Source organism: Listeria grandensis FSL F6-0971, assembly GCF_000525835.1.
GTDB classification, from domain to species: domain Bacteria; phylum Bacillota; class Bacilli; order Lactobacillales; family Listeriaceae; genus Listeria_A; species Listeria_A grandensis.
Genome location: NZ_AODD01000005.1, coordinates 31347 through 55930, shown reverse-complemented (window position 1 = coordinate 55930; position 24584 = coordinate 31347). Strand labels below are relative to the sequence as shown.

The following is a 24584-nucleotide window of genomic DNA, read 5'->3' as shown; positions in this document are numbered from 1 at the left end:
AGGATGGGACAAAAGTTGATTAGTATCAACGGATGTTCCATCCTTTTTTGTACATAGAAATAAGTACACAAAAATAGCACTCTTTGTTAAAATTAAAGTACCAACAAAAACCCAACAAAGGAGTGCTATTTATGTATATCAATTATAACATGGACCAATTAATTCTTCCAATGGATTTAGAAACAATGATTCCTGAAAATCATGTGTCACGAACGATTCATCAACAAGTAGAGGAGATTCCAGAAGTAGCTATTCAAAATTGGCAAACGGCAGAAGGCCGTCCAAGCTACCATCCAAAAATGATGCTAAAAGTCATTCTTTATGCGTATTCCCAAGGCGTGACCTCCGGTCGGAAAATAGCGTCTATGACGCAAGAAAATATTCCGATGATGTGGCTAGCAGGACAACAAGCACCAAGTTATCGCACGATTAATCGTGCCCGAATTTCTCCACATTTTGATACGCTGTTAAAAAATATGTTTATTTCTTTTCATACCCTTGCGCTAAAACAACAACTTATTTCAGGTGAAAAAATATATGTAGATGGCACAAAGATAGAAGCAAATGCCAACAAGTATAGCTTTGTTTGGCGAAAATCATCGGAACGGTTCCATGCAAGTCTACAAGAAAAAATCGGCACCCTTTACGAAGATATGAAGCGCCAAGTCGCATTAGATATGGAGAAAGATGAGAAAGAAGATTTTTCAATCGTGCAATTGGAGCAATTAGATCAAGTGCTTTCTGAAACGATTGAAGCCATTGATACCAGCCTCTGTGAGGCTGATAGTGTAGAACAAAAAGCCTTAAAACAAGAGAAGCGGATGTGGACCAAACAACAAAAACAATTACAACTCGATTATTTACCAAGGCTACAAAAGTATCAGACACATTTTCAGCAATTTGGTGATCGAAATAGCTTTTCTAAAACAGATACAGATGCGACCTTCATGCGAATGAAAGAAGATCACATGCGAAATGGACAATTAAAAGCAGGGTATAATGTTCAAATTGCCACGGAGAATCAATTTACCTTGCATTGTTCCATTTTTCAACGCCCCACAGATACGCGTTGCTTCCTTCCCTTTTTATCTTCGTATGAAAAGCAATTAGGAGGCCTTCCAGATTACATCGTCGCAGACGCTGGTTATGGTGGAGAAGAGAATTATAAATACCTATTAGAGGAAACCAATAGCCTGCCTATCATGCCCTATACGATGTATCGAAAAGAACAAAAACGCTCGTATAAGAAAGACCTGATGCATCGAGATCACTGGGAATACCGCGCAGCGGATGATTTTTTCATTTGTCCGAATCAGCGAAAGGTCCACTTTCAGCGATATGCTTATCGGACAGATCGCTATGGCTATGTGCGTGATTTTAAAGTCTATGAATGCGAAGACTGTTCTGATTGTCCTTTGCGTGCAGCATGCACAACCGCTCAATCAGGAAAGAATCGAAAAATTTACTATAATCCAGTTTGGGAAGAACTAAAAAATCGAGCAAGACGAAGCCTAACATCCGAAATAACTTCTGCCATCTATCGGCAACGAAAGATAGATGTAGAACCAGTTTTTGGGCATGTGAAGGCTCTTTTGGGGTTCACTCGTTTTCGTTTACGAGGGTAGCGACCGAAGCCAATCCCTACTTCATGGCTAATAATATGCGGAAACTGGCACGCCTCGCGTGCCCGAAAGGAAAAAATACGTATCAAAAATCTGAATTTAGATTTTTGATACGTATTTTTCTAGGTCAGAGAACCTTTTGTCTCAGACTCTTTTTTGGCGTTTATTGAAAACTAATCAATTTCTCCCGCCACTGTTCCCCGACTCCAATTGCATGTGTCTTACTTCCGTCCTGATTGAAAAATAGTAATAAATCCTCATTTGCCAAATCTATAACCATTTGAGCCCTCACCTTTTTCCGCATCAAAACTGGCGTCATCACCTCTTCTTCTAGCCAGCGGTATTTCAAATCATCCGTTAAAAAAAGATACATCTCCAATCCCGAATTCTTATAAATCTCCATCAAATGTAGCATTTTGGGATAATTAGACGGCACATTTTTCACGAATATGTATTTCTTTTTGAGCTGCATTTCTTCACATTCCAATTCAGGAAACTCCATCTGAAAATCGGCTAGCTTCCAAATCTTCGTTGTGAACAAAATGGATATCCGACTCTCATGAAAAGCTTGGTGTTGCAGTTTTTTCAAAATATGTGGCTCGGAAGAAATGACGTGAAATAGACTTTTCTCAATCCCGAATGGAAAATAATTTTCTAACTGACTCACAATCCAACCTCCCAACAGTTTATCTTTTCATTATAGTACATAGTCAGTAAAGCTTGTAATAAAAGCATATAGTTAGTATACTAACTATATGCTTTTATTACTTTTTTGGAAAGGTGATACCATGGACGATTTTGGTTATTTATTAATGAATAGTGCGAAAAAACTGCGTCATGATTTGAATCAAGCGTTAGAAAAGCACGACGTAACGAGCGCACAATGGGCCATTTTGAAACATCTCCAACTACTTGAGAACCATCAAGTAACAAGTGCTCTTCTGTCAGAGCGACTCGGTTTTGATAAACCCACTACATCTGGTATTATTTCTCGGCTTGAGAAAAAAGGATTTCTAGTGAAACATGCCAGCGCTCAGGATAAACGCTCCTTTTCTTTGAAACTAACACCCCAAGCTTATAAAATTATCCCAAAACTAGAATCTTCGAGCCAAGAAGTAACGTCCTCTTTTTTATCCACCTATACACCAGAAGAACAGCGCCTTTTTGTGGATTTACTAAAGAAAAAATTAGAAAGGAATGACTGATTTGGAGAAAATACTAGTGCTTGGCGCCACAGGAAATATCGGCTTTTCCGTTGTTCAAACGCTAACTGAACATGGAGTAGCTGTACGTGCAGGCGTGTCGAATCCTGAAAAAAGTAAAGCTTTGTGGGAAGATAATTCGTTGGTAGACGTTATGCATTTCGACTTTTTAGATAGCAGTACTTTCCCTGACACATTAGAAGGAGTAACAAAAGTCTTTTTTGTCCGTCCCCCGCAGCTATCAACGCCAAAAGAAGACATGTTTCCATTTTTACACTTTTTTAAAAGCGCAATCTATCGCTCATGTGCTATTCGTCTCTTTAATTGGCGTCGAGAAAAATCCAGTCACGCCTCATCATAAAATCGAGAAAGAAATGATGCGTCTCGAGTTGCCATATACTTTCTTGCGGCCTAGTTTCTTTATGCAGAACCTGAATACGACCCACCAAATGGACATTCAGAAAAACCAGGATTTATTTATCCCGGCCGGCAAAGCAAAACTAGTTTTATTGATACACGCGATATTGGCGAAATTGCCGCAATTTGTCTCATGAATACCCCTCAGCACCTTCAGCAAAAATATAGTATTACTGGGAAAGAAGCGGTGAGTTACTATGAAGTTGCTAATAAAATGACAACTATTTTAGGCAAAAAAATAACCTATAGCAAGCCGTCACTATGGCATTTCAGATCAACGATGATGAAGCGTGGCACCCCGAAAGCCTATGTGAATGTCATGACGATGCTATATTTGATTACGCAATTAGGCAACGCGAAAAAAGTCACCCCCACTGCGAAAGAACTTTTAAAGCGAGAACCTACTTCAATAAGTCAATATATTGAGGATTACCGCACATCGTTTCTATGATAAAAGCGCCAAATCTCTAACACGAGGTTCGGCGCTTTTTCTAACCCTCCAAAATCCGCTGTTGCCCGCTATAAACACTAAAACCGTCCCCTCGAATAAACCCGACAGCCGTAATATTAAGCTCCCGCGCCATTTCTATCGCAAGCTCCGTGGGTGCCGAACGCGATAAAATAATGCCGCAGCCGATTTTCGCAGTCTTTACTAAAATCTCCGAGGAAATCCGACCGCTAAAAATAATCGCCTTGTCGCTCATCGAAATTTCGGACTTCAAGCAATGCCCGTAAATTTTATCAAGCGCGTTGTGCCGACCAATGTCCATCCGCACACAAATCACCTGATCACGACTACAAAGCGCAGCGTTATGCACACCGCCAGTCTTACGAAACGTATCCGAATCCGCTTCAAATCGCGACATCAAATCAAAAATCTCCACTGGACGCAGCACCAAATCCGTCTCATTTCGCGTCTCCACAAGCGATGCATCCGACTGAAAATAGAAGTTCTCCCGCGATTTCCCACAACAAGACGTAATGTAGCGTTTCGCACGGTATTTGGCATTAAATTTATTCACAAAATTAGCCGTCACCTTCGCATGCCCCGTCGCCTCAACGATTTCCACACGATCAATATCCGCCACACCGCGCACAATTCCCTCCGAAGTCAGGAAGCCAATCACCAAATCCTCGGCATATTCCGGCGTACAGACAATCGTCACCAGCTCCTCCTCGTTCACATAAATCGTCAGTGGATATTCCACGGCAACCGTTGCCACATCATCAAACATATGCCCCTCTTTAAAACGCCGAATCCCAATCCCAGCAGTCGTTTCCATCCTCGTCCCCACCTAACGAAAACCCCAGATGCGCGTTTGTAAGCAGCATCTGGAGTCTCATTTTTATTTCAATTCCTGTCCGACACCTTTCAGAAATGCTAAACCATAACGCAACGCCCGATTCACATCAGGGTCCTTCATCGCTTTCGCCAGTCCGAATAGTCCCAGCGTCGTGTCCTCTTTCAAGCTCTCATTTGCCTTCGCCTGCGCGTTTGCAAGCCCCTCCAACATTTTCTCCGTCTGCTCCGGCTTCGTCTCCGTCAATAATTTACTAGTCATCATCAAATTATTAATCGCATTCGTCGCCGGTTCCTTCCGAGCTTCATTCAAAAATGTCGTCGCGATGTCCTCTTTCGCCTTCAAAGCACTGTTCAACATGTCTAGCGCCCCAGAATCATGCAACGCCTTCACTAACTCCAAAACTTCCATGAAAGCCACGTCATCCGTCGCAATCTGGTCTTTTATTGCCGTCATTTTATCCTGTTTTATCTGATCATCCGTCTTTTCCACACGGCGTATTTTAGAAATAGGTTCTGCCATCACGCCTCACTCCCTTTCTTACACGCACAGTTTCCACCACAAGCACAATTATGTTTCGAAATCGGTTTGTAGTCCGCACGAGCCCACTTGCGCTCGATTTCCACACCATTTTGCGGGAATCTTGCCGCATTTCGCGGATTATGTTTCGGTAGCGGATTTTCGCCACATTTTTGCAATACTTCCAAGTTTACCTTCGTTTGTTTGTAGGCCGGTGTCTTCGTCCGCACATCGCCCGCGCTAGACGTCAATAAGTTGACCGCCGTTTCGTGGCTGACCGAGTGCATTGGCAAGTAAACCTCATTCGCGCGAACCCGATCCGTCACGACCGCATGCACCTTAATGTGACCGTATGGCGACGTCAACCGCACAAGCGAACCGTCCTCAATGCCACGTTTCTGCGCCAATTCCTTCGATACCTCTACAAAAACTTCTGGTAATTTGTAGTCTAGACCCTTCGTTTTATGCGTCAAATTCCCTTCATGGAAATGCTCCAACAAACGGCCATTGTTCAGCGTTAAATCAAACTCTTTCGGGAACTCAATCGGCGCAATGTATGGCAATACAGAAAGTTTTGCCTTGCCATCTGGGAAATTAAAACGATCCTCATAAAGCAACGGCATATCGACACCATCCGCCGAAACCGGCCAAACAAGACTATCAAAACCTTCCATCCGGTCATAGCTCACACCCGCAAAGAATGGCGCAAGACTAGCAACCTCATCCATAATCTCGCTCGGATGCGTAAAGTTCCAATTTCCACCACACGCGTTCGCCACTTCTTGAATGATCCACCAATCCGGTTTCGAATCACCAAGCGGCTCCAACACTTCATACAGGCGCTGCACACGACGCTCCGTATTCGTAAATGTCCCCTCTTTTTCAAGCGAAGGCGATGCCGGTAAAACAACATCAGCAAATTGCGCCGTCTTCGATAAAAAGACATCCTGAACCACGAAGAAATCGAGTTTTGCAAGTGTATCTTGAACATGGTTCGTATTCGAGTCCACCCAAGCCATCTCTTCCCCAATCAAGTACATTGCTTTAAGCGTCCCAGCCTCGATAGCGTCCAACATTTCATTATTTTTAAGACCTGGTACTTCCGAAATTTCCACGCCATACGCTTCCGAAAAACGCGCGCGAACTTCTGGATTTAGAAGCGACTGCACGCCTGGCAATACGTTTGGCAAGGATCCCATATCACAAGCCCCCTGCACGTTATTGTGCCCACGAAGCGGATACGCGCCCGCGCCATGACGACCAAAGTTTCCCGTCACAAGCAGCAAGTTCGAAATCGCCGCCGACGTATGCGAGCCCGCAATGTTTTGCGTCACACCCATACCCCAACAAATCGCCGTCCCGTCAGCCTCATGCACCATTTGTGCCACATTTTCAAGCGTCTCAATCGAAAGCCCTGTTTCTTTTTCCGCATATTCTAGCGTAAACGGCGCAAGGAACGTCATATAATCCTCCACATTCGAAATCCGCGCCTCCATAAACGGAGCATCATGCCAGCCCATATCAATCATGTACTTCGCAACCGCCGTCAACCACACAAAATCCGTGCCCTGTTTCGGACGAATAAACAAGTCCGCGCGCTCCGCCATCTCATGTTTCCGAAGATCCGAAACCATCAATTTCTGGCCGTTCAATTTCTGCGCACGCTTCATACGACTAGCAAGAACCGGATGCCCATCCGCAGGCGAACAACCGACCAAAATGACAAGTCCAGCCGTCTCAATATCCTCCGCCGTTCCCGAATCCGCACCAATCCCGACCGTATTCGTCAAACCATCCGACGCCGGCGCTTGGCAATAACGCGAACAATTGTCCACATTATTCGTCTCAAACACTTGGCGAGACAATTTTTGCATCAAATAATTCTCCTCATTCGTCGTCTTAGAAGAAGAAATAAATCCGAGCGAATCATTGCCGAACTCCGAACGCAAACTACCCAAACGCTCCGCAATAAACGCAATCGCTTCCTGCCACGATGCCTCAACAAACTCATCCCCTTGACGAATCAGCGGCGACGTCAAACGTTGGTCACTATTCACAAAGTCCCAACCAAATTTACCCTTCACACACGTCGCAAACTTGTTCACAGGACCTTCACCAGTCGGCTCCACTTTCAAGATTTGACGACCTTTCGTCCAAACCTCAAACGTACACCCGACTCCGCAGAACGTACAAACCGTTTTTGTCTTCTTCGTCCGCGTATCCCGCATCGATTTTTCCATTTCCGACAACGCGAAAACCGTTTGATACGGCGGCTCCACTTTTTTAACCATATCGATCATTGGCTCTAGCACTTCCTCGCCAATTCCCGTCATAAACCCAGCTTGACCGAGCATCGATTTCTCCATCAACGCATTACAAGGGCACACGGTAGCACACAGTCCGCACGACACGCACGACGACATATTCGCCGGACGATCATCATCCCAAATAACCCGAGGCTGCGGCCGATCCCAATCGATCGAAAGCGTCTCATTCACCTGCACACTCTGACACGCCTCGACACAGCGCCCACAAAGAATACACTGATCCGGATCATAACGATAAAACGGATGCGAGAAGTCATTGATATAGCCCTTCTCACGGAATGGCCGCTCCTGCGAATCCACCTCAAGCAGTTCCGCCGTATTATGTACCCGACAGTTCCCATTATTATTATCACACACCGTACAATACAACATATGATTTTCCAAAATCCGATCCATTGCCTCAAGCTGCGCCTCTTTCGCCTTTTCCGAATCCAGCTTAATATCCATTGCATCCTTGAAATCCGTACTACAAGCCCGCATCAACTCGCCGTCAACTTCACACATACACGTATCACACGACTGAATCGCGCCCATCTGCTTACTATAACAAATATGCGGATGATGCACGCCCTCATCATTCAAATAATCTAAAATTCGCGTTCCTTCTTCCACATCATGCGCCTTGCCGTTAATCTTCACCGTGACTTTCACCTTCGCACCCATCCAAAAATCCCTCCTTGAAAACTAAGAACTCATGCCATTCTAGGAAAACCATTAGGAAGCGTTTCCACTCTTTTACATTATATCAGTTATTGTGAAAATTGAATAGCAAAAAGCCCACTGATAATCGTTCTCAATCATGCGTTGGCGCCCTTTTATAGCTGTCCCATAGATTGTGAAATCCGTTCTAAATAAGACCTAATTAGCCTACTATAGATCAACTCCAAATTTGTATTTAATTTTACCTTAAACAAACCTCATGAACACATTCTCATATCAAATATCACTGCTAATCTTAGCAATTTTTTGAAGAAATTTATTTATTTTGACTTCATTAGAACCTTTTACATAAGATAAAGAAGTGTGCTTATATGTCGAAATACCACACATTTTCAAAATTTGTTTACTTAAAATTCGACCGTAATCCTTCTGAATAAAATTAGCATAAATAGCAGGCGTATCGTGCGTATTAATAATCCAAGCCCGCTTTCCTTTCAAAAGTCCAATCGGTCGGATACCTTTATATTTATACGCAAAATCCTTCGCAAACACCTTATCAATAAATCCCTTTAGAATCGCCGGCGTACTGCTCCACCAAATCGGATATATAAAAATCAAAAAATCCGCCCAAAGAATCTGATCTCTATATTCCTTCGTGTACGCATCTTTAAATAAATCCCGACGCTTATTCACACTATCAAAACGCAAAACTGGATCGAATTCCTCTTTGTAAAGATCAATTTCCTTGACGATATTCTTCTTACCTAACTCCTTCTCCACGGTCTTTTTTATAGCATAATTTAGCCCCTCATGATTTGGATACGTATAAATTAGTAGTACATTCACCTTTGATCGCTCCCCTTACTTGGTATTTTGTGAGTGATAGCCCTTTATACATGCTACTCTACTCCATAAAGCGTTTAGATGCAACATAGATACTAAAACGGGGGTTGACTTCCAATAACAATACATGTTAACATTCATATACAGATTACATATGTAGTCTGCAGAAAGGAGGAATAATATGGGACACTCATCTAAGATATCCGAAGCTGAATTAGAAGTTATCAAAGTTATTTGGAAAGAATCTCCACTCACAGCTAGCGAGATTATTCAAGCGCTTGATGGGGTGCATGATTGGAGTCCTAAAACAATACGAACTTTGATCAACCGTTTAGTCCAAAAAGAAGCTATTTCCTCTCATCAAGAAAAAGGAAAACTGCACACATACACCGCTTTAATATCCCAAGAAGATTACATGCAAAGCGAAACAAAATCCCTATTGGGACGCTTTTATGGTGCAGCCTTCAAACCACTACTTGTTAATTTTATAAAAGAGGAAAAACTATCATCAGAAGACATCGATGAATTAAGACAACTCTTAGATGATAAAGCTGAGTCCAATCCCAGAAAGGATAGATAGTTATGTTCCATATGATATGGCATACGTACCTCGCTTCTATCTTTGATTGGGTCATCGAAACTTCTATTTTGGCAAGTGTGTTAGTGCTTGTTATTCTGTGCATAAGATTCGTATTAAGAAAATGGCTAACTCCTCAATGGAAATATGCATTATGGCTTATTCTTGTAGCAAGGCTTATACTCCCATGGTTTCCCGAAAGTTCCTTTAGCATCTATGCCCTACTTCCAATAAACCAAGAACCTTCCTCCGTTACTAGCCAAGAAAGCACCACCGCACCAGAAAGCATAGCTCTAACACCAATACAAATAGAAGAAATCCCTGTTGAAAACAACGCATATACTATCTTTTTAATTATTTGGATAGTAGGAGTCTTGATTGCTGGATTGTTCATGATACTAACAAACAGACGTTTATATAACTATATAAGTAAGCAACCCGTTATAACTGAAAAAAGAGTGTTGGACATTTATCGGAATTGCAAGAAAGAAATGGCGATAAAAAAAGACATCCCGCTATGCTATTCCGGCAAAATTTCAAGCCCTACCTTATTCGGAATTAGTAAACCTAGGATTTTACTTGATGAAAAACATGTGAAGCATCTAGAAGACAATCAACTAAGGTACATTTTTTATCATGAATTATCCCATTATAAAAGAAAAGATATCAGCATTAATTTACTAATGAATTGCCTGCTCATTGTCCATTGGTTCAATCCTATTCTTTGGTACGCCTGTCGTGCGATGCGTGAAGATCAAGAAATGGCCTGCGATAATATGGCTATGACTTTCATTAATCCGACAGAAAGAAGCGCCTACGGATATACCATTATTGCATTAGTAGAGCAATATTCTACGTATTATCAGCCATCTACACTAGCACATTTCAGTAAAAATAAAATAAGATTAAAGAGGAGAATTATAATGATTAAAAAATTTAATAAAAAATCACAACTTTTGACTGCAGTAGGTTTCATCGCTATTTTGGGAGTATCCGCATTCTCTCTAGTAGACGTAAAGGCGGAGACAACTGAATCTCAAAAACAAGAAATGGCTGATAAAATGAAAAAAGAAGAGGCTGTAAAACAAGAAGCAGCGGATAAAGTGGCAAGCGGAGAGTACGACGAAAAAATGGCTGCTGATTATAAATTAAAAATGGCTGGGGAAAATGCTGCTACTGAAGAAAAGGCAACAGAAAACCTAACAAACGAAGAAATGGACAAACGAGAAGCCGCGGCTTACGAACAAAAGAAACAAGAAATGGCAAAACACAATGCAGCGATTAAGGCAACAAATGAAGAAATCAACAAACAAGAAGCGGCTGCTACTGAACAAAAGAAACAAGAAATGGCGAAAGAAAACGCAGCGAGTAAATAACATTAGAAATGAGGAAATGCTCTCCCGCTTGTCTCTCAAGTAGACAAAAACAAGCGATTTTCTTCTAACTGATACTCACCATGGAATTTAGACTAAAAATTCTAAATTCCATGGTTTTTGCTATACAAAATAGGATATTATTTAGCTCCCTTCCGTTTTAAATAAAGGATAGATACAGTTTCATTTTTCGCGATCACTGCCAAGCCATATTTGAGCATACACGCTACTAAACTCACTATTTTCCTAACCATCGCAAAGCATCCCAATTCATCCATATAATCTCCTCATGCTCCCCAACTCTCGTGACAAACAGCAATGACTGAACCCGTTCATCTGATGAAAATCGATAATTATCTGGGTACTCTGATTCAATCGTGTTATCATATTGAACCTCATTCAGACTCTCTATTTTATAGGAAAGCTGATCCGAAATAATAATGCCCTTCCCATCATAATTCGCCTTAATCCCATTATCATTCTCACGCAACAGCACCGATTTTTGAAGTTTAGTATCGTATAAATAAAGCCCGCCGTCCTTAAAATAACCAACCAAGTCATCACCGACTGGCTTCAAATCATTATAATCCACACCCAGATCATGTATTTCATAATTCCCGTTCCTCAAATCATAACTCTTCAAATGCCCGCTTCCTCGCCGAATATCCTGATACCACATTTTATGCTCCGAGAAAGCTAAAATCGTCCCCTCAGCTCCAACTTCATCAATCTGCCCCTCCTCACCAGTTTTCAAATCATAAAACTTAATGAGACCCGGCTCCTTATCTCTAGACTCCAACCAATAAAATTGGTGCCCAACCACAGTCGGACTTGACAATGAGAGCGTATCACTCCCCTCCCATTTCTTCATAATTTTCTCCTGCTCGATATCATAAATAACCGTCCGCGTTGCAGAATCCGCGTCCGCTTCCACCCAACCAAGATAATCCTCGTTTCCAAAAGTAGACTCAATCCCGTCCATGCCAAACTTCAGCTTGCTAGAACCAGGCACCTTCTCCATTTCCCCAGTCTTCTTATCAATCGCATAAACCTCCTTTGCGATTCTATATGCATCCGTATCCCCCTCGGTATCCACTAACGTATAAATCTTATCCCGCGTATCCACCATTGAATAAAAAGAGATTCCATCCTCTCCAATATACCGCGTCCTATCCTTCTCCATCTTCACCTGCACACGCATAATTTTGCTATTCTTCACTATTTTATCTATCGTAACGCCTGCTCCCATAACTAATAAAACAACTATCGCAGCCACAACTATCTTCTTCATAGCCGTCCTCCTCATTCCCTCACAACTTTAAAAATATACTCTCCATCAATTTGCGCAGGATATGTCTCTTTAATCGCTACTTCATCCGAAAAATATATTTTCAACTTATCACCCTTTTTAATCTCATCCACGTCAATCTTTTCCCATCCGAATCAAAAATATCACTACTCTTATGTAACACATACTTCCCATCGTAAAGCCCAGACTCCACACCAGTAAACAACTTCAAATGATGCACATACAGCGACGAACCCCCATCCTCATAGCCTCTCCGTAATACAAATTAAAATCATCCTCCGTCTTCTCAGGTGGATACTTCACATCCGGCTCATCACTCGTAGACGAATACGGCATAAACAAAACATCCCCGCCTCCCACAATAAAAAGATACCCATAAACAATATCCGCCGAATCACCGCGCACCTTAAAACGCTTTATGTAGTCCCCGCTCTTCTGCCAATCCCACACCATTTTTTCATCATAAATAGCCTTGCTTGGCACACCCTGTTCCGTAACAAACGCATCGATTTCCCTCTTCGCGTAAGCCTTCGTATAATAATGTTTCCCAACTAAAAATCCAGTCACAATCACAGCGAGCCCAAGCAACATCCAACTATACTTATTCCTCATTTCATCAGCCCCTCGCACTTCATGAATTTTCCAAAACCCACCCTAAACGTATCACATATCCCAATTCCAGACAATGACAATCCGCATATCTTTAGGAAATATTTAATCCCCCACACATTCCTTAACAAACCTTAAAGAACCCGATACAATCCCATACATCCACAAAGCAAAAAATAAAAATTTTTTAAAGTCCCGTCCAATCCCCCGAACCCTTCCCACGCCCCTCCTCCCCCAACAAACATATTGCCCTCACGCAACATTTTTAGGGAAACCCCCTTGACACAAAAAAACATCGATGCTAACCTAGGGAGTGTAAGAACAATAATAACTAAAAAATCAGCATGCCAAACAGTCTCTTCCAAACGCCAATTCAGACCGCACCTCCAAACCTCAGCGTGCCGACAAATGCTTAGATTCTAGGCACGGCATGCTCTGATGGACTACAGATTCACTTTGTTCATCTGCATATTGAGGCTCTAAATCGCTTATGCTCAAAGTGCCTCAACAAAGCGGAGTGTACGACTGTACATGAGCACCGGAACGCAGACTTTAACGACGAAGATGAGTATTTGTCGGCACGCTGAACGACCTGTATAGTGAGGCTCCTATATGAACATATGCCACTGCCCAAAAATGTCCAAAGACGCCAATGGGTTGAACAGGGATTGTCGGATTAAGGCTTTCCATAATGTGGCTAAGAAACCCGTTTTCTTTACGTTGTATAGTGCCAAATCTTTAGCGAGGGGAATACTATGTTTTTTATGCGCATAAAATTCTGGATCTCTGCCAAAGTCACTAGACAGGTAGGGATTTTTTGTGCGTAATTAAGTATGAAATGAAAATTCTGCTATTATGTTTATTATTGTCAAATTATATAGAACGGAGGTGGAGTAGCATGCCACAATTTCTAGAGGACGACCCTGCAGAACCTGAATCATCGAACTTAATAACGGACTGGAATGGCTTTTACTCCACCAGAAACCTAAAAAAAGCCGTGACAGTTTAGAACTGAATCGGAGGATAATACAATGAAAAAAGCACTAAACAAGTTACGCAATGAACAAGAAGTGAACCGGACACTACTCCAAGATTCCACATCCCAGAAAGACGCGACTATCGCAAAATACAAAACAACGACCAAAGGCCTAAACGAAGCAGAAGTAACAAGACGACGCACTAAATTCGGCGATAACATCACCGCTGAACAAAAACCAACACCTTGGTACATCAATCTAGCCAAGGCTTTCCACAATCCATTTATTTATATTCTTGCCTTCCTTATGATTATTTCTTATGTGACTTCCGACATTGAGGCGACCATCATTATGGCTCTGATGATCCTATTTAGCGTCATTCTCAGCTTCGTTCAATCGATGCGCGCCCAAAAAGCCAGTCTCTCCCTGAAAAGCATGATTGAAAATACGACCGCGATTATTCGTGACGGTATGCAAAGAGAAATCCCGATTGTCGATGTCGTTCCAGGCGATATCGTTTTCCTTTCAACCGGCGACATCATCCCTGCAGACGCGCGAATCATCGAAGCCAAAGACCTATTTATCAACCAATCACCACTCACCGGTGAATCCATTCCCGTTGAAAAATTTGTCGAAGCTACCGAAAAAAGTCTCAGCATTTTTGAACGAGACAATTTGGCATTTATGGGGACTGATGTCATTAGCGGTCAAGGAAAAGCGTTGATTCTAAAGACTGGCGATAACACGATTTTCGGTTCACTATCCCAAGAAGCCCTCACCAAACGCGATGAAACCAGTTTTGATAAAGGCGTCAAATCCATTTCCAAACTACTGATGTACCTCATGCTCGTGATGGTTCCGATCGTCTTTTTGATCAATGGTATTATGAAAGGTAATTGGACCGAAGCACTTCTATTCGCTGTGGCTGTGGCTGTAGGGCTTACACCTGAAATGCTGCCAATGATCGTCAACACCAACCTCGCAAAAGGCGCCGTTCGCATGGCAAAAAAGAAAGTCATCATCAAAGAACTATCCGCAATTCAAAACATTGGCGCGATGGATGTTCTCTGTACAGACAAAACCGGCACGCTAACCAAAGATAAAGTGGAACTTATCGAACACATTGATACGACTGGTGCAACATCCAATAAAGTGTTAGCCCTCGCCTTCCAAAATAGTCATTTTCAAACTGGCTGGAAAAATATCATGGATCACGCAATTATTTCACACATGGAAAAAATCGATGACAGCAAGCGTTTCACAACACCAGAAAAAATCGATGAAATCCCGTTCGATTTTGCCCGCCGCCGCCTCAGTGTGATTTTACGCAAAAAAGACAGCATTCAAATGATTACGAAAGGCGCCATTGCCGAAATGTTCGGCGTTTGTTCTCAACTTGAAGAAAATGGCACTATCATTGAACTAAACGATGCCATCAAGAAACGCCTTCACACACAATGTGAAATTATGAACCGTAACGGCATGCGCGTTATCGCCATCGCCACGAAAACCAAGACAGAAAAAGAATCCTTTTCCGTCATCGATGAGCAAAATATGACACTGATCGGCTTCCTCGGCTTCTTAGATCCCGCCAAGCCATCCGCCAAACCCGCGATTGCATCTCTACACGACCACGGCGTTACCGTCAAAGTCCTTACCGGAGACAATGAAATCGTTGCCCAAACAATTTGCAACCAAGTCGGCATTCCATCCGAGAAATTCCTACTCGGCTCCGATATTGATTTCCTATACGATGACGAACTCACCGAAGCAACGAGAACCCATCACATCTTTGCTAAGCTCACGCCAACACAGAAATCTCGCATTATTCACCTCATTCGAAATGACGGTCACACAGTTGGTTTTATGGGCGATGGAATCAATGATGCCCCAGCCTTGCGCAAAGCAGATGTTGGTATTTCCGTTGATACTGCCGCCGATATAACCAAGGATGCGAGTTCGATAATTCTACTCGAAAAGAGTTTAACCATCCTAAACGACGCCGTAACGGAAGGCAGAAACGTCTTCGGAAACATCTTGAAATACATGAAAATGACAGCCAGCTCCAATTTTGGGAACGTGTTTAGTGTCCTTGTTGCCAGCGCCTTCTTGCCATTTTTACCGATGCTATCGATTCACCTACTCTTACAAAATCTCATGTATGATGTCTCCCAAATGACGCTACCGTGGGATAAAATGGATAAATCCTTCTTGAAAAAACCGCGTAAATGGGATCGTAAAAACATGTTGCGCTTCATTCTTCTAATTGGCCCAGTCAGCTCGATTTTCGATATCCTCACGTTTGCCATCATGTGGTTCGTCTTTAGCGCTAATACCATTGCTGAGCAAGCGCTGTTCCAAAGTGGCTGGTTCATCGTTGGCCTACTCACACAGACGCTCGTCGTTCACATGATCCGTACTGAAAAAATTCCATTTATCCAAAGTCGTGCGGCTGCACCAGTGATGATTTCCACTCTTATCGTGATGGGCATCGGTATTATCATTCCATTCACGACGCTTGGTCATAATATCGGACTTGTTAGCCTACCGCTCAGCTACTTCCCATGGCTTATCGCGATTCTTGCGGGCTACATGGTAACCGTCCAAATCGCCAAAAATCTCTACATCAAGAAATTCCACGATTGGATTTAAAGCTATGTTTACAAAGCAGAACAGCATCATTATTCTCGCCTACATCGCCATCGGGATTTGGAGTTGTCTCCTCGTTTACAGCGCCAGTTATGCATCCGCTGGCAATCGCTATGAGGTCACAAGCCAGTATTTCGTCATCCGGCAAGCCCTTTTTTACGCGATCGGCATCGCTTGCCTACTCTTCTTTGCAAAACTAAAAACGGCACCATTCTGTTCTAAAAAAACGATGAAATTAGCAGGCGGAATCGCTGTCCTCCTGCTAGTCCTCATCCTACTTACTGGTACTGCAACAAACAATGCCCAGCGTTGGATTCAACTAGGCAGCGCCACACTCCAACCAACTGAGCTCGTCAAAAGCCTACTCATCATTGTTACCGGCAACTTCATCGTGCATTACTTTCCAAAAATGATGCGCTCAAATCGCGTCACTTACTTACTCATCGCCTATATTTTATTTTGCGTAGGCCTCATTATTTTACAACCAGATTTAGGAACTAGTTTTATCGTTCTATGTATTTTTGCCGCACAATTGCTCACATCAGGCTCTCAGCACGCCGAATCAGCCAACTCGCGCTTACCGTCATGCTCTTCATAGCGCTTAGTCTCGGCGTGATTTATCTGGTTCATCCCGATTTTTTCAGCCAGACAAGACTCGGGCGATTCGCCTTTCTTGATCCGTTTAACGAAGCTAATCTCGACGCATCTTATCAACTAAGAAACGGCTATTACGCGATTGCAGACGGCGGTATTTTTGGCAAAGGGTTCGGAAACAGCGTCCAAAAACTCGGATTTCTGCCTGAATCCCATACCGATTTTATCAGTGCTGTCATCTCGGAAGAACTCGGCATCATGGGTATTCTCGTGACCTTGAGCCTCATCCTGTTTTTCATCTGGAAAGCTTTTCACATCGCGCTTCGCAGTCAATCAGCCTTCGACACTTCCATCTGCATCGGCTTCGCGACCTGGATTGCCGTCCAAACCTTCCTAAACCTCGGCGGCGTCAGCGGTATGATTCCCCTTACCGGTGTCCCGCTACCATTTATAAGTTTTGGCGGTACCTCCATTATCACCCTATCATGCGGCGTCGGATTTCTCATTAGTGCCGAACGCCAAATAACCCTCACAGAAAGAAGGAATACTCATGCAAACCAACAATAGACTCCGCGAAAGCCTGGTCGTCATCATCTGCATACTATCCATAATTAGCTGCCTCGCGATTTTCATGGCTCAACAAACCAATCAATACAACACCAACTTCTTCCGTATGCAAGTCGTCTACATTATCATCGGCTTCGGTACTGTATTTCTCCTATCGAAACTCAATATGACCTTCGTTCGCGCCAACATTCTCTGGGTGTACCTCGCCATGGTTATCCTGCTTGTCGGCATCCTAATTCCAAACCCACTCGTATCAACAATTAATGGCGCGACACGTTGGTATCAGTTCCCAGGAATCTCCCTACAACCATCAGAGGTCGCCAAATCGATGTTCATCATCGTTATCGCCCATTTTGCGGCAAAATACGAACGCGTCATTTGGAAACAGCTACTCATTACCTGGTCGCTCGTAGCAGTCATCCTGCTTTTAATTATGAGGCAACCCGATCTTGGCACAACGATCGTCTATTTCGTCAGCGCCTTCACGATTAGCATCCTAGCCCTGAAATCCACCAAACTCATCATCACGATCTTAGCATCACTCGTTGTAGCTGTCAGTGGTGGGCTCTACCTAGTCGTCTATCACGTCACCTTACTCGAAAAAATTGGCTTCAAGAGCTACCAATTCCGACGCATCCATACATGGCTTGATCCAGCAAGCGATCCAAATTCCTTCTATCAAGTGGACCGCTCCCTAAAGGCGATCGGCTCAGGAACGATGTCTGGCAACAACTCGTCTTCCGTCTACATTCCCGAAAGCCATACCGACATGATTTTCAGCACTATCGCCAACCAATTCGGCTTCATCGGCGCCAGTCTACTACTTATCCTGTTCATGCTCTTCATCCACCAACTCATCATCGCTGCACTACACATGAAAAATAGTTTTTCTACCTATGTCATCGCTGGTTTTGCGATGATGTTCGCCTTCAATATTTTCGAAAATATCGCGATGACTATTGGTCTGATGCCACTCACCGGTATCCCACTACCATTTATCAGTTACGGCGGTAGCTCGACACTCGGAAACATGATCGCACTCGGCACCATTCTCGCCGTTATCAAAAATGACGATACCAGCCTGAGTCGAACTTAGCAATCAATCTAAAATCGCCTTTTTCTCCTCATCTGGAATTTTTTCAATGCGGCCTAAGAAGATCGTAATCGATAAAATCCCGATCAGCATCACGACACCTGCCACAACAAAAGCAATCGAGAAACTTCCCGTCGCACCGACGATAAAACCCGTCACAATCGGAGCAGCAATCGCCGTCAGATTCCCAATAAAGTTCATAAATCCGCCCACAGTCCCAACCGAGCCATTCGGCGCTAAAATCGACGGCATTGACCAATTAATCGTAGACGCGATACAAATTCCCGACACCGCAATACTAAAGAATATAATCGCCGTCTGCGTATCCTTCGTCGTTGCCGCACCAATAACCGCAAGCCCTAGCAACATTCCAATCGTTAGAAACAACTTCCGAACCTTCGATGGATCAAATCCACGCTTAATCAGAAAATCAACGAGCAAGCCACCAATTAAAACACTAGATAGCGCCCCACAAGCCCACGGAATCGCCGTATATAATCCCGATTTCATAATATCTAAATGAAGCTCCTGCATCAAATAGTTTGGCAACCACGTCAAAAACAAGAAGAACGAATAATTATACGCCGCCGCACCAATGGCAAGCGCCCACAACTTGCGCTGCTTCACCAAATAAAGCAAACTACTTCCCTCACCAGGCGCGACCTGTTTTTGTGCATCGCCCGACTGAATATAATCCAACTCCTCTTTCGAAAGCCGCGGATGTTCCTCAGGGTCCCGATAAAGCACCCAAAACCAAACACAGTACACAATACTAATAATCGCCGTCACAATGAAAGCCTCACGCCAGCCCCATTTGGCAATAATAAAAGCAACCATTGGCACTCCAATCACATTCGATAGTTTTGACGACATATCAAACATCGCCGTCGCAAATCCCCGTTCTTTCAGCGGAAACCAATATCCCGTCGCCTTCGAAGCCGCACTAAACGCCGGCGCTTCCGCCACACCCAGCGATAATCTCAAAATAAATAATGGTAGTAATCCACTAATAAAAGCCGTCAATCCCGTCGCGAAAACCCATACAATCGAGCAAACCCGATTCAACCACTTCACACCGATCCGATCCAACACCAAGCCCATAGGAATCTGCATTAACGCATACGTCCAAGAAAAAGAAGATAATAAAATGCCGAACATCGCTGGCGTAATACTGAGTTCATCCATTAAAACTTGCCCCGCTACCGTCAAATTAATTCGATCAAAATAGTTCACTAAACAACCAAACCCAAGCAACAGGCCGATCCAATATCTAAATTTTTTCTTTGTTGCGACAACTCTCTTTGGTTTCATCTGCTGTTCCATCCTTTTCCCTCCCAGGTGCATTCAAGTATTACTAATAGGGCTCCATTACATAATAAAAATGCCCAAACCTCTCAGAAAATAAATGATTTCCCAAGAGGCTCTATTTTCATCCATTCAAGCTTTTATGCAACAACGTCAACACTTGGCGTAACTCACCCACCGGAACCTGTCCAGGCGCGGAAACCTTTTTCGCTGCCCCGAACGTCAATGCCGAGCCAAAAATTTCTCCAGCCAAGCGTGAAATAACGCCAGTCCCTGCCATCGACATCGTGATAATCGGGCGATCCGCATACTTTTCACGCATCGTATTCGTTGCACTAAGTAATGTCAACACATCCGCCGCCGATTGTGGCATCACCGCCATTTTAGGTAGATCTGCATCATAATCTTGCATCTTCACAAGTCGCGCCACGATCTCATCCTCACTCGGCGTCTTATCGAAATCATGATTCGACATAATGACCTTCGCACCCGCCTGATGCACAGCCTCCACAAGTTGTGCCACTTCCTCATCTCCTGTAAACAGCTCCACATCCACGATATCCACCATGCCAGTCGCCGCAATTGCCCTATTCAGCTCCACATAACTCGCCACAGGAAATTCAAGCTCACCGCCCTCTTTCGCACTTCGAAATGTAAAAATCAGCGGTATATTGTTCAAAATGCCTCGAATCTCATGCAGCGTTTCCTTTACTTTCTCAGTATCCGCCACGTCTTCATAGAAATCGACTCGCCATTCCACAATATCCAAATCAACCCCCATCAGCATACGCGCTTCCTCGACTAATTGCACAGCCGTCTTACCAACCATAGGAACACAAATACTAGGCGCACCCTCACCAATCACGACATCTCTTACTAAAACACTTTTCATATCCGCTTTCCTCTCTACTATCCATTCTCAATCGCCCTATTTTTTAAACAGTAATTCCTTGATATCCCCAACTGGCATTTCTTCTCCAGTCCAAATTTCAAAAGCTTTCGCACCTTGCCACAACATCATTCCCAGGCCATTAACCGTTGTACACCCTGCCTCGTCTGCCATTTCTAACAAGCGCGTCTTCGCAGGAACATACACAACATCCGACACAATCAGTTCTGGACGTAGATAAGACACATCCGGTACAACACTTTGGCCAACAAGTGGTTCCATGCCAACCGAAGTCGCATTGACAAAAATAACACTAGCCATCATCTCATTCCGAAGCGCTTCCAAATCAGCTAAATCAAAAAGTTGTGCCTTACAATCTGTTTTGGCATTAATGTCACGCACCATCTGTTCTCCTCGCTTGTAAAATTCGTCTTTCCTATTAAAAATCGAGATTTCCTCTACACCATCAAGTGCCGCCTGAATACAAATCGCTGTAGCAGCACCACCAGCACCTGCAATCGTCATTTTCTTACCGATAATATCAACCTTTGCTTCCTCAAGCGCCCGCATATATCCCGTTCCATCCGTAATATGCCCTGTCAAAACACCATTATCATTCACAACGGTATTCACCGCACCCGCAAGTTCGGCAGCAGGAGATAGCTTATCCAAATATTCCTTCACCAACACCTTATTCGGCATCGTCACATTACAACCCCGAATCCCCATTGCCCGATACCCCTTCACAACATCGGCTAGTTGCTCGGTTCCAACATCAAACGCCAAATAAACATAGTCCAATCCTAACTTGGAAAATGCTTCATTATGCATTTTTGGTGATAAACTGTGAGAAATCGGCGTACCTAATAACCCAATTAACTTCGTCTTCCCTGAAATCCGCTCTGTCATACTTAAAAAACACCCTTCCTAATTTATGTATCCATACTATTCTTTTATCAGCAAAATCAGTAAATTCATCCAACCTCACAATCATACCAGAAATAGACTCCCTTTTTCCAGTCAATTTATTTATTCACATCCAGAAAAATATTCTCATAGCTCACTCAAACACCAACTATCCATTCTTCCATCTCATTATATCCGACTGTAGCTATTTAAACAAGAAAGCTTCCCAACTATTCTCTCACCTCGCATAAACACAAAAAAGACCTATCGAATAACAACGATAAGTCTTTTTTGCATATGTAAGATCGTGAATAAGGGTTACCCCTTGATTCACAATAAAAAAAAGCCTGCGTTCCTCCTCGCCACCGCGAAGAGGAAACACACAGAGCTAGACAGAGGCGGCGAACCGCTCTATCATAACACTCCACTTGCTTTAGACACATGAATTATACTAATTCAATGATAACCATTGGTGCACCGTCGCCGCGACGAGGACCTTTTTTCAAGATACGAGTATATCCGCCTTGACGTTCCGCGTAACGTGGAGCAACATCATCAAATAATTTTTGTAAAGCGTAAACTGGACGATTTTTTGTCACAGTATTACCATCTTTATCTTTCACTTCTTTTTGTACCACGTTAACAACTTCGTGACGTACAAAGGCAGCTGCTTGACGACGAGAATGCAAATCTCCTTTTTTACCAGAAGTGATCAGTTTTTCAACGATTGAACGGATCTCTTTAGCTTTCGCTTCAGTTGTTTCGATACGTTCGAAAACGATTAAATCAGTCGCTAGATCACGTAGCAATGCTTTACGTTGCGATTTAGTACGACCTAATTTTCTGTAACCCATGGATTTCCCTCCTTCACAAAGTAAAAATTAATTTTCGTTTCTTAAACCTAAGCCAAGGTCAGACAGTTTCACTTTAACTTCTTCTAGAGATTTACGACCCAAGTTACGAACTTTCATCATATCATCCTCAGATTTGTCAGCTAATTCCTGTACTGTATTGATTCCAGCGCGTTTCAAGCAGTTGTAAGAACGAACAGATAAGTCCAATTCTTCAATTGTCATTTCAAGCACTTTCTCTTTATGGCTTTCTTCTTTTTCGATCATGATTTCTGCTTTTTGGGCTTCATCTGTTAAGTCAACAAAAATATTCAAATGCTCTGTAAGAATTTTTGCTCCCAAGGAAACAGCTTCTTCAGGGCTAATACTTCCGTCTGTCAAAACATCAAAAGTAAGCTTATCATAATTTGTGGATTGTCCAACACGTGTTGTTTCCACTTGATAGTTAACACGGATAACCGGGCTAAAAATCGAGTCAACTGGTAACACACCGATTGGCATATTCTCACGTTTATTTTGATCCGCAGGTGTATAACCACGACCACGAGCCGCGTTTAAGCGAACATGGAATTTTGCGTTATCGCTAAGAGTGGCAATGTGAAGATCTGGATTTAGAATTTCAACATCACTATCATAGTTAATATCGCCAGCAGTTACAACGCCAGGACCTTGCATATCAATTTCCAAAGTTTTATCATCTTCGGCATACACTTTAAGTGCAAGTTTCTTGATATTTAAAATCATGCTTGTTACATCTTCTACTACACCTTCTATTACAGAAAACTCATGTAACGCTCCATCGATTTGGATAGATGTCACTGCAGCACCAGGAAGAGAAGATAACAGAATACGACGTAAGGAGTTACCCAAAGTTGTACCATATCCACGCTCTAGTGGCTCTACAACAAATTTTCCATACTTGGCATCATCGCTGATCTCAATCGTCTCGATTTTCGGTTTTTCAATTTCGATCATTCAAATTTACCCTCCTTCAAAACGTCTCTTTGGCTAAGATCCTTATGAAGAATCTCGTGACAATAGTTCAAAGTTGCGAACAAAATACGACTACTTAGACACGACGACGTTTTGGAGGACGACATCCGTTATGAGGAACTGGAGTCACATCTTTAATAGCAGTTACATCTAGACCAGCAGCTTGAAGAGCACGAATCGCAGCTTCACGTCCTGCACCAGGTCCTTTAACTGTTACTTCCAAAGTTTTCAAGCCATGTTCTTGCGCAGCTTTTGCACATGTTTCAGCAGCTAATTGCGCCGCGAAAGGAGTCGATTTACGAGATCCTTTGAAACCAAGAGAGCCTGCACTTGACCATGCTACCGCATTACCGTGAGTGTCAGTAATCGTTACAATTGTATTATTGAATGTAGAACGAATGTGTGCAATACCAGCTTCGATATTCTTTTTCACACGACGTTTACGAGTATTTGTTTTACGAGCCATTCACTAACTACCTCCTTTACTTACTAATAATTATTTCTTCTTACCTGCGACCGTTTTTAATGGGCCTTTACGAGTACGTGCGTTGTTCTTCGTGTTTTGTCCACGAACTGGTAGACCACGACGATGACGCATGCCACGATAAGAACCGATTTCGATCAAACGTTTGATATTCAAGTTCACTTCACGACGAAGATCACCCTCAACCTTAATTTTATCAACTAGTTCACGGATTTTACCAAGTTCTTCTTCAGTTAAATCACGAGTACGAGTATTTTCAGAAACTCCTGCTTCTTTTAATACATCTTTAGCCGTTTGGTTACCGATACCATAGATGTAAGTCAAAGATATTACGATACGCTTTTCGCGCGGAACATCAACACCTGCAATACGTGCCATTTATAAAAGCACCTCCTCTTATCCTTGTTTTTGTTTATGTTTCGGATTTTCACAAATTACCATTACTTTACCTTTTCTGCGAATAACTTTACATTTCTCACAGATTGGTTTTACTGATGGTCTTACTTTCATGTAGATA

General features: G+C 42.9%; 25 protein-coding genes and 1 riboswitch. Of the genes, 10 read left to right on the top strand and 15 right to left on the bottom strand.

Going from position 1 to position 24584, the window contains the following annotated elements:
- Positions 1-131: 131 nt before the first annotated feature.
- Positions 132-1625, top strand: a complete 1494-nt coding sequence (locus PGRAN_RS04640; protein WP_036065555.1) for an IS1182 family transposase — start codon at positions 132-134, stop codon at positions 1623-1625.
- A 160-nt stretch (positions 1626-1785) separates the two neighbouring features.
- On the opposite strand, the gene PGRAN_RS04635 is transcribed toward PGRAN_RS04640, so the two are convergent.
- Positions 1786-2289, bottom strand: coding sequence for a hypothetical protein (locus tag PGRAN_RS04635; protein WP_036065553.1), 504 nt, complete (start codon positions 2287-2289; stop codon positions 1786-1788).
- Positions 2290-2410: 121 nt separating this feature from the next.
- Here PGRAN_RS04635 and PGRAN_RS04630 point away from each other — a divergent pair, with 121 nt between their 5' ends.
- The 3 genes from PGRAN_RS04630 (at position 2411) to PGRAN_RS17185 (ending at position 3692) form a co-directional block, all read left to right on the top strand.
- On the top strand, positions 2411-2827 hold the full coding sequence (locus tag PGRAN_RS04630) for a MarR family winged helix-turn-helix transcriptional regulator (RefSeq protein WP_036065551.1): 417 nt from the start codon (positions 2411-2413) through the stop codon (positions 2825-2827).
- 1 nt (position 2828) lies between these two features.
- Positions 2829-3185 (top strand): SDR family oxidoreductase, encoded by a 357-nt coding sequence (locus PGRAN_RS17190; protein WP_241433279.1) that lies wholly within the window; start codon positions 2829-2831, stop codon positions 3183-3185.
- 270 nt (positions 3186-3455) lie between these two features.
- Positions 3456-3692, top strand: a complete 237-nt coding sequence (locus PGRAN_RS17185; RefSeq protein ID WP_241433278.1) for a Rossmann-fold NAD(P)-binding domain-containing protein — start codon at positions 3456-3458, stop codon at positions 3690-3692.
- A 40-nt stretch (positions 3693-3732) separates the two neighbouring features.
- On the opposite strand, the gene fdhD is transcribed toward PGRAN_RS17185, so the two are convergent.
- The 4 genes from fdhD to PGRAN_RS04605 form a co-directional block, all read right to left on the bottom strand.
- Positions 3733-4524 carry a formate dehydrogenase accessory sulfurtransferase FdhD gene (gene fdhD / locus PGRAN_RS04620; RefSeq protein ID WP_036065550.1) on the bottom strand — a complete coding sequence of 264 codons (792 nt, stop codon included), beginning with the start codon at positions 4522-4524 and terminating at the stop codon, positions 3733-3735.
- 63 nt (positions 4525-4587) lie between these two features.
- On the bottom strand, positions 4588-5064 hold the full coding sequence (locus PGRAN_RS04615; RefSeq protein ID WP_036065549.1) for a helical membrane plugin domain-containing protein: 477 nt from the start codon (positions 5062-5064) through the stop codon (positions 4588-4590).
- On the bottom strand, positions 5064-8051 hold the full coding sequence (gene fdhF / locus PGRAN_RS04610; protein ID WP_036065547.1) for a formate dehydrogenase subunit alpha: 2988 nt from the start codon (positions 8049-8051) through the stop codon (positions 5064-5066). The genes PGRAN_RS04615 and fdhF overlap by 1 nt, the downstream gene beginning before the upstream one ends.
- Before the next feature lie 273 nt (positions 8052-8324).
- Positions 8325-8894, bottom strand: coding sequence for an NAD(P)H-dependent oxidoreductase (locus PGRAN_RS04605; protein ID WP_036065545.1), 570 nt, complete (start codon positions 8892-8894; stop codon positions 8325-8327).
- Between the two features lie 178 nt (positions 8895-9072).
- Here PGRAN_RS04605 and PGRAN_RS04600 point away from each other — a divergent pair, with 178 nt between their 5' ends.
- Positions 9073-9471 carry a BlaI/MecI/CopY family transcriptional regulator gene (locus tag PGRAN_RS04600; protein ID WP_036065543.1) on the top strand — a complete coding sequence of 133 codons (399 nt, stop codon included), beginning with the start codon at positions 9073-9075 and terminating at the stop codon, positions 9469-9471.
- A gap of 2 nt (positions 9472-9473) precedes the next feature.
- Positions 9474-10844: a M56 family metallopeptidase gene (locus PGRAN_RS04595; RefSeq protein ID WP_051998416.1), complete on the top strand. Its 1371-nt coding sequence runs from the start codon at positions 9474-9476 to the stop codon at positions 10842-10844.
- 235 nt (positions 10845-11079) lie between these two features.
- On the opposite strand, the gene PGRAN_RS04590 is transcribed toward PGRAN_RS04595, so the two are convergent.
- Together PGRAN_RS04590 and PGRAN_RS04585 are read right to left on the bottom strand one after the other, a co-directional pair.
- Positions 11080-12132, bottom strand: a complete 1053-nt coding sequence (locus tag PGRAN_RS04590; RefSeq protein WP_036065539.1) for a hypothetical protein — start codon at positions 12130-12132, stop codon at positions 11080-11082.
- 225 nt (positions 12133-12357) lie between these two features.
- Positions 12358-12762, bottom strand: coding sequence for a DUF3139 domain-containing protein (locus PGRAN_RS04585; protein WP_036065537.1), 405 nt, complete (start codon positions 12760-12762; stop codon positions 12358-12360).
- Between the two features lie 581 nt (positions 12763-13343).
- Positions 13344-13515, top strand: a riboswitch (M-box (ykoK) riboswitch).
- Positions 13516-13790: 275 nt separating this feature from the next.
- Between PGRAN_RS04585 and mgtA the strand changes: the two genes are divergently transcribed.
- The 4 genes from mgtA to PGRAN_RS04565 are packed head-to-tail and all read left to right on the top strand — an operon-like array spanning position 13791 to position 18642.
- Entirely contained in the window at positions 13791-16388 is a 2598-nt protein-coding gene (gene mgtA, locus PGRAN_RS04575; RefSeq protein ID WP_036065533.1) for a magnesium-translocating P-type ATPase, read from the top strand.
- 4 nt (positions 16389-16392) lie between these two features.
- The gene (locus PGRAN_RS17710; RefSeq protein WP_241433277.1) at positions 16393-16983 is read left to right on the top strand and encodes an FtsW/RodA/SpoVE family cell cycle protein; all 591 of its coding nucleotides are present in this window, start codon (positions 16393-16395) and stop codon (positions 16981-16983) included.
- A 14-nt stretch (positions 16984-16997) separates the two neighbouring features.
- A complete protein-coding gene (locus tag PGRAN_RS17705; protein ID WP_420911966.1) occupies positions 16998-17546 on the top strand; it encodes an FtsW/RodA/SpoVE family cell cycle protein in 549 nt (182 codons plus the stop codon).
- Positions 17530-18642 (top strand): FtsW/RodA/SpoVE family cell cycle protein, encoded by a 1113-nt coding sequence (locus PGRAN_RS04565; protein WP_036065531.1) that lies wholly within the window; start codon positions 17530-17532, stop codon positions 18640-18642. The genes PGRAN_RS17705 and PGRAN_RS04565 overlap by 17 nt, the downstream gene beginning before the upstream one ends.
- A 3-nt stretch (positions 18643-18645) precedes the next feature.
- Here PGRAN_RS04565 and PGRAN_RS04560 read toward each other — a convergent pair whose 3' ends face one another.
- The 8 genes from PGRAN_RS04560 to rpmJ form a co-directional block, all read right to left on the bottom strand.
- Positions 18646-19962, bottom strand: coding sequence for an MFS transporter (locus PGRAN_RS04560; protein WP_241433275.1), 1317 nt, complete (start codon positions 19960-19962; stop codon positions 18646-18648).
- Between the two features lie 106 nt (positions 19963-20068).
- A complete protein-coding gene (aroD, locus tag PGRAN_RS04555) occupies positions 20069-20836 on the bottom strand; it encodes a type I 3-dehydroquinate dehydratase (protein ID WP_036065529.1) in 768 nt (255 codons plus the stop codon).
- Between the two features lie 36 nt (positions 20837-20872).
- Entirely contained in the window at positions 20873-21742 is an 870-nt protein-coding gene (locus PGRAN_RS04550) for a shikimate dehydrogenase (RefSeq protein ID WP_036065527.1), read from the bottom strand.
- A gap of 443 nt (positions 21743-22185) precedes the next feature.
- A complete protein-coding gene (rplQ, locus tag PGRAN_RS04545) occupies positions 22186-22593 on the bottom strand; it encodes a 50S ribosomal protein L17 (RefSeq protein ID WP_036065525.1) in 408 nt (135 codons plus the stop codon).
- 27 nt (positions 22594-22620) lie between these two features.
- Positions 22621-23565, bottom strand: a complete 945-nt coding sequence (locus PGRAN_RS04540; protein WP_036060308.1) for a DNA-directed RNA polymerase subunit alpha — start codon at positions 23563-23565, stop codon at positions 22621-22623.
- A 94-nt stretch (positions 23566-23659) separates the two neighbouring features.
- Positions 23660-24049: a 30S ribosomal protein S11 gene (rpsK, locus tag PGRAN_RS04535; RefSeq protein WP_036065522.1), complete on the bottom strand. Its 390-nt coding sequence runs from the start codon at positions 24047-24049 to the stop codon at positions 23660-23662.
- A gap of 30 nt (positions 24050-24079) precedes the next feature.
- A complete protein-coding gene (rpsM, locus tag PGRAN_RS04530; RefSeq protein ID WP_036060303.1) occupies positions 24080-24445 on the bottom strand; it encodes a 30S ribosomal protein S13 in 366 nt (121 codons plus the stop codon).
- A gap of 18 nt (positions 24446-24463) precedes the next feature.
- Positions 24464-24577: a 50S ribosomal protein L36 gene (gene rpmJ / locus PGRAN_RS04525; RefSeq protein ID WP_003156543.1), complete on the bottom strand. Its 114-nt coding sequence runs from the start codon at positions 24575-24577 to the stop codon at positions 24464-24466.
- Between the last annotated feature and the right edge of the window lie 7 nt (positions 24578-24584).